The sequence below is a fragment of the Helicobacter mehlei genome (genome assembly GCF_003660265.1).
In the GTDB taxonomy this organism is placed as follows: domain Bacteria; phylum Campylobacterota; class Campylobacteria; order Campylobacterales; family Helicobacteraceae; genus Helicobacter; species Helicobacter mehlei.
Map to the genome: position 1 here is coordinate 64,089 of NZ_QXQP01000007.1, position 8,938 is coordinate 73,026.

An 8,938-nucleotide genomic window follows, 5' to 3' on the forward strand; every position below is an offset into this window, starting at 1 on the left:
AGGCATGAAGAAAGTTGCGTTGATTTTAGAGGGCAAGGTGGCCAAAAAGTTTATGGAAGTGGTGGTTTCTAAGTATTTTAGCAATAATTTTTACTTAGTGATCACCAAAGATCAAACTTGTCTGCCTGCTAGCTTGCCGAGCACGTTTGAGGTGCATTTGTTTGACCCCACCTCAGCCTACAAGCTCTATCCCTTTTTAGATGCCAATGTGAATGATATTTTGATTGTGATGGAAGATGTCAAAGAACAGCGCGCGCTCTATGAAATCATCCGCAATAAAACCAAAGAAATCCGCATGATTTTGAGTTTGGAAGATAGCAACGCATTTAAGGACATCAAGGACGATCGCCTCTTGGTGATCGATCGCACCCAGTTTATTGCCCAAAAATTCATCGCCAAATTACCCAATGTCCCCAGTGTCCCACAAGGCTTTGGGCTAGGACAAGGTGAGGTGATGGAAATTGGCGTGCCCTTTGGGAGTGTCTTTGCCTACCGACACTTGGGATCGTTGCGCCAAAAAGATTATAAGATCGTGGGTGTTTATCGTAAAAACGAGTTCCACCTCAGCCATTCCTCCATGGTGATTCAACCTCGCGATCAACTCTTGGTCGTGGGCAATCCCGATGCGCTCAATAGTTTGTATCTGCAGGTTAAAAGCAATGTAGGGCAATTCCCTGTACCCTTTGGGCGGGATATTTATTTGTATGTGGATATGGGTTTGCAAGACACGCACGCCCTTAAACGCGACATCGATCAAGCCCTCATCTTGCATGAAAAGCTCAAGAGTGCCATGCTTTATATCCAAGTGCTCAACCCCACAGATGGGATCGCCATGCAAGAAATCCGCAATATTGAATGCCAAGATATCCGCGTGGTGGTGGATTTTAAGGGCATGCATTTTATTGAGAAGCTCCATGCTGATAGCCAAAAAAAAATTGGTCTAGCCGTTGTGGGCAAAGAACTTTTTAGTTGCCGCCATAGGCGTAGGGCTCTTTTTGAGATCGCCACACCGGTTTTTAAAACCAATGCTAGAGGACTTAAAGGCGTGGAAAAAAGCATGGTGGTTTTAAATGAAGATATGGAGCAAAATGAGGACATCTCTTCGGTGATGTTTGACGTATGTGGGCAGATGAATTTAGACATGCTCTTATACGATTTTGACCCCGACAAACGCTACAAAACCGAAGTAATTAAAAATTATGAACATCTCTCGCATATTTACAACTGTAAAATTAAGGTGATCCGCACTTACACTAGAAATCCCGTGCTTTTTCTCAACAAGCTGGAAACCCCCGTTGTGCATTTTTTGCCCTTTGAATCTTGCATTGCCCAAAACCATCTCTTTTGGATGTTCTCAACCAAAGTTGAACAGATTGCATTCTTAAGTGATGCACATCCCCAAATGTTTATCCCGGTGGTGGAATGATGTTGATCAACACCCTTAATTATCCCATTTATATCGGTGCTTTGCCCCCAATCACGCATACGGGTAAGGTTTTGGTGGTGAGTGATAGCGTGGTCGCCCCCTTGTATTTAGACAAACTCCTAGAAAAAATCAACGCATCTCAAGTTTTTAGCCATGTGATCCCCGCTGGCGAGGTGCATAAAAACCAAGCCACCCTAGAGGGCGTTTTAGAATCCGCCTTTGAGGCCAATTTGAGTCGTGCTGATTGCATGTTGGCTTTGGGTGGGGGTGTGGTGAGCGATTTAGCGGGCTTTGCGGGTGCCATTTATAAACGGGGGATTAGCTTTGAGATTGTCCCCACCACGCTTTTAGCCCAAGTGGATGCGAGCATCGGGGGCAAGACGGGCATTAATAACGCCTATGGCAAAAATTTAATCGGGGCGTTCCACCCCCCCAAGGCGGTTTATATTGACCCCAATTTTTTACAAACTCTACCCACAAGGGAGTTTAAAGCGGGCATTGCTGAGATGATTAAAAAAGCGGTGTGCTTTGATCGAGATTATTTTGAGTGGCTCAGAACCTACCCCCTAGATCAACACCTAGAGTTAGGCATCGCTAAAAGCGTGGCGATCAAGGCACAAGTGGTCGCCCAAGATGAAAAAGAAGCGCATTTGCGTATGGGGCTCAATTACGGACACACCTTTGGGCATGCCATTGAGAAAGAACAAAACTATCAAGGCTTTTTGCATGGTGAGGCGGTGGCGGTGGGGATGCAAATGGCCAATGCCCTAGCAGTGAAATTGGGGCTACTAGATACACATGCCAGCGAGCAAATTGATGCCCTGCTAGAGATTTACGATCTGCGCTTTGACTACCAAGTGCCCAATATAGAGGCTTTTTACAAAATTTTATGTATGGATAAAAAAAATATGGATCGCCCTAGATTTGTGTTGCCTACAAGAATAGGGGACTTTAGGCTCATAGAGGATATTCCACAAAACATGGTTATGGAGGTTTTAAAAACATGGAGTTAATGCTAAGAGGACTTTTGGTTGTGGGGATTTTTTTGGGCATGCTGGAGGCAGAAAATATAGCCGATTTGCAAACCAAACTCTCCCATCTCCAACACCAGCTAGAAACCAGCGATAATATTTGGCTCAAAAAGTTTAAGAATTTTGAGAGCTATGGCAAGATTTCTGTGGAGATTCAGAAAATCCAAGAGAGATTAAAGAAACTCCAAGAGGAAAAAGGCGACCCCTTAGAGATCAGCGCGCTTAAGCATAGCCTCCAAGCCCTCCAGCACCAAGAGAAACTTTTAGATCTCTACAAAACCCACCCCTTTAAAGATTTGGTTGAAAAACCCACCATCACCAACATGCCCAATGTTACTAGCCCTTTTGGAATCATCGGTGCGCTCTCCTTTATCAAATCTTTAAAGATCAAATACACCACCATGCAAGGGCATCAAAAGAGCTTGCACCAAGTCTTAGAGTTACTCGCCCAAGAATTAGAGATTCTCAAGGAATTACAAGCCTTGCAACCCAAAAAATGGGCGACTCCGCTCTACCAGGAGCAAATCAGAATCATTGAGTTTTCAAATGCCCAAAGTCTTTTAAAAGCCAGCCTAGACACTTACGCCAAAGACATCCAAGAAGCCGATCAAAGCATCAAAACCCAAATCAAAGATCAGCTTTTCAAACTTTTATATGTCTTGTTAGGGGCGTTGTGTAGCGTGTTATTGGCTTGGGGACTCAAAAAACTCAGCCACAAGTATTTATACGATGATGAACGATCTTATAGTATTAATAAGGCGATTAACTTTGTTAATGCCAATGTGATTGTTTTGATCTTCTTGTTTTCCTACCTAGAAAACGTCTCCTATCTTGTTACGGCTATCGGTTTTATGGGTGCGGGTTTTGCCATTGCGATGCGCGACCTTTTTATGAGTGTTTTAGGCTGGATGACCTTGATTTTAAGGGGCAATTTGCATGTGGGCGATCGCGTGCAAGTCTCTAAAGATGGGAATACCTATGTGGGCGATGTCTTGGATATTTCCATGCTCTACATCACCATTTTTGAAGATGTGACCATGATGACCTATCTTAAAAACAATGGGCGTGCGGGGCGGATTATTTTTGTACCCAATAACTACATCTTCACCGGGCTTTTGTCTAATTGTAGCCATTTGGGGAGCAAAACCATTTGGGATAGCCTAGAGTTCTTTTTAACCTTTGATTCCAACCACCAAAAGGCAGTAGAGATCGCTACACAGATTGCCACCACCTGCGCGCAAACCTATAGCCAAATGGCACAAGCCCAATTTAGCAAAATGCGCACCAAATACGCCTTCCGCAATGTGGATGCCAGCCCTAAAGTCTTTATCATGCCTGAAAAAGACGGGATGCGTTTGTTTATCTCTTATCTTGCCGATGCCTACAATGCCTTGCCTTTGCGCTCGGTTATCTCCTTGCAAGTTTTACAAGCCTTTTTAAAATCCAAAGATATTTTTGTGAGTGCTAGCCTCAAGCCTAAAATCGAGGAAGACCCAGAGCCCAAAGAGCCTAGCCCAGAACCCTCATCTTCTCCCATCCCCCAAAATCCCGTGTAAAAACTACCTCTTGGATACACGCTTCTTTTTGGCTCTTCTGTCCCATTTGAATCACCACATCAATGGCACTTTTAAAATAGCGCGCCACCAAAGCCAAATCTAGTTGGCTTTTTTGGCTCATCTCAATATTAAGGGCGATTGCCTCTAAAACTTGATGGACGCTATTAGCGTGCAAGGTAGAGATCATGCCCTTATGTCCGGTATTGCCAAATCTTAAAAATAAAAGGGCGTTGCGTGTGTCGATCTCACCCACCATCAAGCGATCCGGGCTCATGCGCATCGCCATGTTCAAGGCATCTTCATAGCTAAAATAACCCCGCTCCCCCTTACCCACCAATAACCCCACACTATTGCCAAAGGCGCGTAAATCCAACTCCAAGCTATCCTCCACGCTCACAATACGGCTTTGCTTGGGTATATAACCTAACAACGTATTTAACAGACTAGTTTTACCACTAGCCGTGCCTCCACTAATTAAAATATTATATTCTTCATGCGCTAAAGCCTTGATCCCCTCATAGTCAAGCTTGCAAGTGGGCAATAGGCTAAATTCCTCTAGCTCGAATTTGCGTGTGCTAGGCACACGGATATTCAGACTAATTTGGTTATTGGTCGTGATGCTAAAATGATTAGCACTCACACGGTAACGGCTAAAGGGTAAAGAGCAATTTAGCGTAGGGGCTTGCAAGCCAAAGGGTAGGGCGTAATAGCTGGCTAATTGTTCACAAAAGCGCAATAAAAACTCTTGATCCAAACTCCCATCACAGACACGCGCGCGCGTGCCATCTAGGCGATAAAGCCACAACTCTTTTGGGGTGTTGCTAATAAGCTCAGTAATCCCGCTTTCTAAATAGGGGCGTAGGGTGTCAATTTGGGCTTTTAAGACTTTGTGGGTGCTAAACTCTAGCATCGCTTCAAGGCATTTTCTAAATCCTGTGGCGTGTCAATCCCTAGACTATGGCTTTGCACCAAACTTACTTGGATGGGCTTTTGGTGGTAGAGTGCCCGGAGTTGTTCGAGCTTTTCGATCTCCTCTAGAGGGCTTTTGGGCAAGCTACAAAATTCCAACAGATGATGGACTTGGAAACCATAAATGCCAATGTGCCCTAAAAAAGGGTGCCCCTTTTGATCGCGATCGTAGGGAATGGGTGCTCGGGAGAAATAAAGGGCGCGGTTTTCATCACCCAAAACCACCTTTACCCAGTTAGGGTCGCTGGCTTCTTGTTGGGTGATGATCTTAGCGCATGTGTGCATGAAGGGGGTATCTTGGGAGGCTTTTAACAAAGTGGCGATCACTTCATGTTCTAAAAAGGGCTCATCGCCTTGTAAATTCACAACGGGCATTTGCGGGTCTAGTTGGAGGATTTGGCAGGCTTGCGCACAACGATCGGTCCCGCTGGTGTGGGTTTTATCCGTTAAAATCGCTGGGATCGCAAAATCCTCACAGACTTTAAGCAAGAGCGCATCATCACAGGCGACCACCACTTCATCAACCTTTTGGGCGTTGCGTGCGGTGGCGACAATCATGGGGACTTGGTGGATGGTGGCTAATAATTTGCGTGGGAAACGCACCGATTGCAATCTAGCGGGAATGATGATCATAAATGTCCTTTTAAATGCGCTATTATAATCTATAAATCATAACTCATGGAAGTCATTAAGTAACTGCGATCTTGAGTGGTGGGGGCAAATTTAGGGTTATAGCCAGCGTGGAAATACCCCACCTTATAACCCCTATGCATAGAAACTTCATAGCCATTAATGCGGAGCATCAGATTAATGCGTTTGCTCCAATGGTATTCTAGGGTCAAACCCAAACTTTGCGAATTAGCCCTAGGCGAATAGATCAATTTGCCTAAAAGTTGCCATGAAAATTGTTTGATTTTCCCCCCAACAATGCCCGCAATGGTTACCGAATTAGCATTGTAAAGATTAGTATAAGCATCTTCATAGGGGGTGTCATCGGTGGTATCAAAGGGCACGGGTGAGCCATTCCAGCCCAGTTGGGCATTGGCATTGCCAAAATTCTTATACACCAACCAACCCACATGGTAATCTTTAATATCAAAGCGTTGCCGCACTAATAAGCTTGCGGTGTCCCTGCCAACCAAATTCCCCCGATAATAGGTTTTAGCCAGAGTGGCACTATAAATGGGGAACCACGCATAGACTTGGGTTGAAACACTCCAATTAGAAAAGGCAAAGCCTACATTGGCTTGGAATCCGGGCGCATTGAAGTTTTTAGGATAAAACCAAATAAAGGGCATGAGCAAAAAATGCTTGGATTTCCAAGTTACACTAAAAGCATGCATGCCATAATTGACTCGCCTCCCGCTGGCAAACTCATAACTCACAGGCGCATAAAACTCTCTGATGAATTGGATATTGGCTAACCCCCTCCCATAGGTACTAAACCACTCGAACTTAAAATGAGACAACTTGAAAAATGCTTCAAAGCCCTGATTATAACCCCGCAAAAACAACGCATTGCTCTTATAACGCCCCAGCTTGATCCCAAAAATATCCTTGTAGCTATAATCCAAATAGAGATTATACAGAATGTAATTTTTGGCATGTACAGAATCTTGGTAGCGTGCATAGGGCGTTTTGGTCCAAGGCGCGTCCATCAAATACCCCTCCCAACGCCCCATATAATACCAGTTGGCTGGCTGGTAACCCGGATCTACCCCGCTAGTATCTCTTAAAGTTTTGGTTGAATCGTAAGCCAACCCGCCCAGCTCGCCCCCAATGCCCGCCCTTAGCTTGTGATTGCTCACCCACTTGGGTAACAAATTGGCATCAATTTGCAAAGCCCCCACAGCAGTAACATAGCTCCCTGTGGGGTAAAGCCCCTTTTGGGAATTAATGGGCGCGTTGTTAAAACCAATGCGTGAAAAAGAACCCACCTTGCCCCCTAGCTGGTAATCAAAGGCATGCAAACAAGACAAGCCCACACATAAAATTTGAAAAACCACGCTTTGAAAAGAGAGTTTCAAGCACCATCCTCACAAACAGACAAAATTTAGACTAAGGGAGAGACTGATTATACAATAAATGTACCCAAATTAAAACGCAAGTGTGAGTCTCTAACCCCACCATAACTAATACCATAAAATATTAGTCTAGTAGGCTCATATTTTCTAACTTATTTTTATATTTTTAATAAAGTTATCAATGATACTATCAACTTTTTTACAAAAAAATATATAGATTAAGTTCTAATTCAGTTTAAAACCGCTAGACTCTCTATGTCTTTAGGACAAATACCCAGAATAAGGAGTCTTTATGGATAAACAGCATGCGTTGGACATTTTAAATAGCAAACAGCTTGATAATGTGCTAAAACTATTTGAGAAATACGCATCGGTGCAAGGGGCTAGTAATGTGCATGTGCAAGACATTAGTCTCAGCGAAATGGAAATTGCTTACACTAAAGAGGGCAAACAAGAGGTCTTTAGATTAGCCTTCCCCTACCCACTTGATAGCTTTGAGGGAATCCGCGATGCGCTCATCGCCCTTTTAGGTCCAGATGCCTCTAATGTCTCCGATTCTTATCAATCTTGCCATACAGAAAACCAACACCAACAAAACCATTTTGGATCGGGAGCTCAAGGTTTGTTTGGCCCTCAAGGGAATCCGGGGAACTGGGGACATCAGGGATATTTTGGTCCCCAAGCGGGCGGTTTTGCTGGACAACACCCTTTTAATACGTCTTGTGGATTCAATGGTAGTTATGGGCCTTGGGGCATGCCCTTTGGTTTTACCCCATTCCCACACTTTGGCATGTTTGTGATGGGTTTTGTGCCTTTTGGTTTCCACCCCATGCCCCAGCACTTTAACCCCCAAGCCCATTTTGGACCCCAAAGCGGTTTTCACCCAGATATGAGAACCCCCCATCAAGGGCAACAAGACTTCTCTAAAAATCAAGGTCCTAACCGCTAGTGATGCCACTAAAATTTCTTGCTGTTAGCCTCATCCAAGATGTTTTGGGCGATGCGTTGGACATTCTGGCTAATGGTGGAAGAAGTTTGGGCTATCTGGGTGTTGTGCGCCATTGTTTTTTCTAAAGATTCCATCGCCATGTTGATTTGGGCAATGTTTTCGGTCTGCTCCTCAATCATCGTAGCGGTTTGGTTGATGGACTGGGCGAGCGCGGAGATATTCACCTCAATCTCGTTCAAAGACTTTTGGGTGCGTTCAGCCAGTTTGCGCACTCCATCAGCCACCACCACAAAGCCCCGCCCGTGTTCGCCCGCTCGGGCGGCCTCAATAGTGGCATTTAGGGCCAACAAACCAATCTGCTCGGCAATCTCATCGATGATCACGACAATATTAGAAATGCCCTTAGACTGCTCGATCACCCCCTGACTCTTGGTATTGACATTTTGCATCGACTTGGTGATCTTATCTAGCGCGCTGGTTGTTTGTTCTAAGGATTCCAGCTGTAAAAAACCCCCTTGCAACTGGGAGGTGTCCATATTGCCCCTAAAGTCATTGTGCGAATAGGTTTCAATGGTGTTGGAAATGTTGCGGAAAATGGAATTTAGAAAATGGGAAAAATCGTTGAGATTGCTCCCCAAGTGCTGGAGTGCGGGGTTGATCGCTTGGGCTTGGATATTTTGGGTAAAATCCCCTGTGCGCGCCCCATTGAGGACCACCAACGCTTCTTTAGAGAGGGTTTGATCGGCTTGGAAGTGCTCTAGTGCCTCTTGGATATTGTGGTTGAGCGCGCGCGCCATCTCGCCTAGCCCATCTTTGGAACGCAAAACAATTGCTTGGGGGGCTTCTTGATTTTTGTGATTCACAAAAGCAAAGAAGTCTTTTAACCGTTCTTACAAACCTATAAAACCGCATAAAATCCTATAAAATTATATCAACAAAAAATTTTTAGCGGTTTCTGTTGCATTCCTGTTTCCACCATGCTG

The 8,938-nt window shown here is 44.7% G+C and carries 8 protein-coding genes; 4 read left to right on the plus strand and 4 right to left on the minus strand.

The window, feature by feature from the left end; genetic code table 11:
• Positions 1 to 4: 4 nt before the first annotated feature.
• The 3 genes from EAO36_RS03770 to EAO36_RS03780 are packed head-to-tail and all read left to right on the plus strand — an operon-like array spanning position 5 to position 4,013.
• Positions 5 to 1,426 carry a COG3400 family protein gene (locus tag EAO36_RS03770; protein WP_120947407.1) on the plus strand — a complete coding sequence of 474 codons (1,422 nt, stop codon included), beginning with the start codon at positions 5 to 7 and terminating at the stop codon, positions 1,424 to 1,426.
• The gene (gene aroB / locus EAO36_RS03775) at positions 1,426 to 2,439 is read left to right on the plus strand and encodes a 3-dehydroquinate synthase (RefSeq protein ID WP_120947408.1); all 1,014 of its coding nucleotides are present in this window, start codon (positions 1,426 to 1,428) and stop codon (positions 2,437 to 2,439) included. Before EAO36_RS03770 ends, aroB begins: the two co-directional genes overlap by 1 nt.
• Positions 2,430 to 4,013, plus strand: a complete 1,584-nt coding sequence (locus EAO36_RS03780) for a mechanosensitive ion channel family protein (protein WP_235852163.1) — start codon at positions 2,430 to 2,432, stop codon at positions 4,011 to 4,013. Before aroB ends, EAO36_RS03780 begins: the two co-directional genes overlap by 10 nt.
• Here the strand turns inward: EAO36_RS03780 and EAO36_RS03785 are convergent.
• From EAO36_RS03785 to EAO36_RS03795, 3 genes are read right to left on the minus strand one after another with little or no spacing between them, the layout of a single operon-like run.
• Complete coding sequence (locus tag EAO36_RS03785; protein WP_120947410.1) at positions 3,967 to 4,923, minus strand: ATPase, T2SS/T4P/T4SS family; 957 nt, start codon at positions 4,921 to 4,923, stop codon at positions 3,967 to 3,969. The genes EAO36_RS03780 and EAO36_RS03785 overlap by 47 nt on opposite strands.
• Complete coding sequence (kdsB, locus tag EAO36_RS03790; RefSeq protein ID WP_120947411.1) at positions 4,917 to 5,615, minus strand: 3-deoxy-manno-octulosonate cytidylyltransferase; 699 nt, start codon at positions 5,613 to 5,615, stop codon at positions 4,917 to 4,919. The genes EAO36_RS03785 and kdsB overlap by 7 nt, the downstream gene beginning before the upstream one ends.
• Positions 5,616 to 5,644: 29 nt before the next feature.
• The gene (locus EAO36_RS03795) at positions 5,645 to 7,009 is read right to left on the minus strand and encodes an outer membrane family protein (RefSeq protein ID WP_407925306.1); all 1,365 of its coding nucleotides are present in this window, start codon (positions 7,007 to 7,009) and stop codon (positions 5,645 to 5,647) included.
• A 289-nt stretch (positions 7,010 to 7,298) separates the two neighbouring features.
• Here EAO36_RS03795 and EAO36_RS08455 point away from each other — a divergent pair, with 289 nt between their 5' ends.
• A complete protein-coding gene (locus EAO36_RS08455; protein WP_162983252.1) occupies positions 7,299 to 7,955 on the plus strand; it encodes a DUF2470 domain-containing protein in 657 nt (218 codons plus the stop codon).
• Positions 7,956 to 7,963: 8 nt separating this feature from the next.
• Here EAO36_RS08455 and EAO36_RS08975 read toward each other — a convergent pair whose 3' ends face one another.
• Complete coding sequence (locus EAO36_RS08975; RefSeq protein ID WP_328588036.1) at positions 7,964 to 8,818, minus strand: methyl-accepting chemotaxis protein; 855 nt, start codon at positions 8,816 to 8,818, stop codon at positions 7,964 to 7,966.
• Between the last annotated feature and the right edge of the window lie 120 nt (positions 8,819 to 8,938).

Excerpts from the sequence above, each read along its gene's own strand:
- EAO36_RS03770 (WP_120947407.1), top strand. The coding sequence starts at position 5 with ATGAAGAAAGTTGCGTTGATTTTAGAGGGCAAGGTGGCCAAAAAGTTT.
- aroB (WP_120947408.1), top strand. The coding sequence starts at position 1,426 with ATGTTGATCAACACCCTTAATTATCCCATTTATATCGGTGCTTTGCCC.
- EAO36_RS03780 (WP_235852163.1), top strand. The coding sequence starts at position 2,430 with ATGGAGTTAATGCTAAGAGGACTTTTGGTTGTGGGGATTTTTTTGGGC.
- EAO36_RS03785 (WP_120947410.1), bottom strand. The coding sequence starts at position 4,923 with ATGCTAGAGTTTAGCACCCACAAAGTCTTAAAAGCCCAAATTGACACC.
- kdsB (WP_120947411.1), bottom strand. The coding sequence starts at position 5,615 with ATGATCATCATTCCCGCTAGATTGCAATCGGTGCGTTTCCCACGCAAA.
- EAO36_RS08455 (WP_162983252.1), top strand. The coding sequence starts at position 7,299 with ATGGATAAACAGCATGCGTTGGACATTTTAAATAGCAAACAGCTTGAT.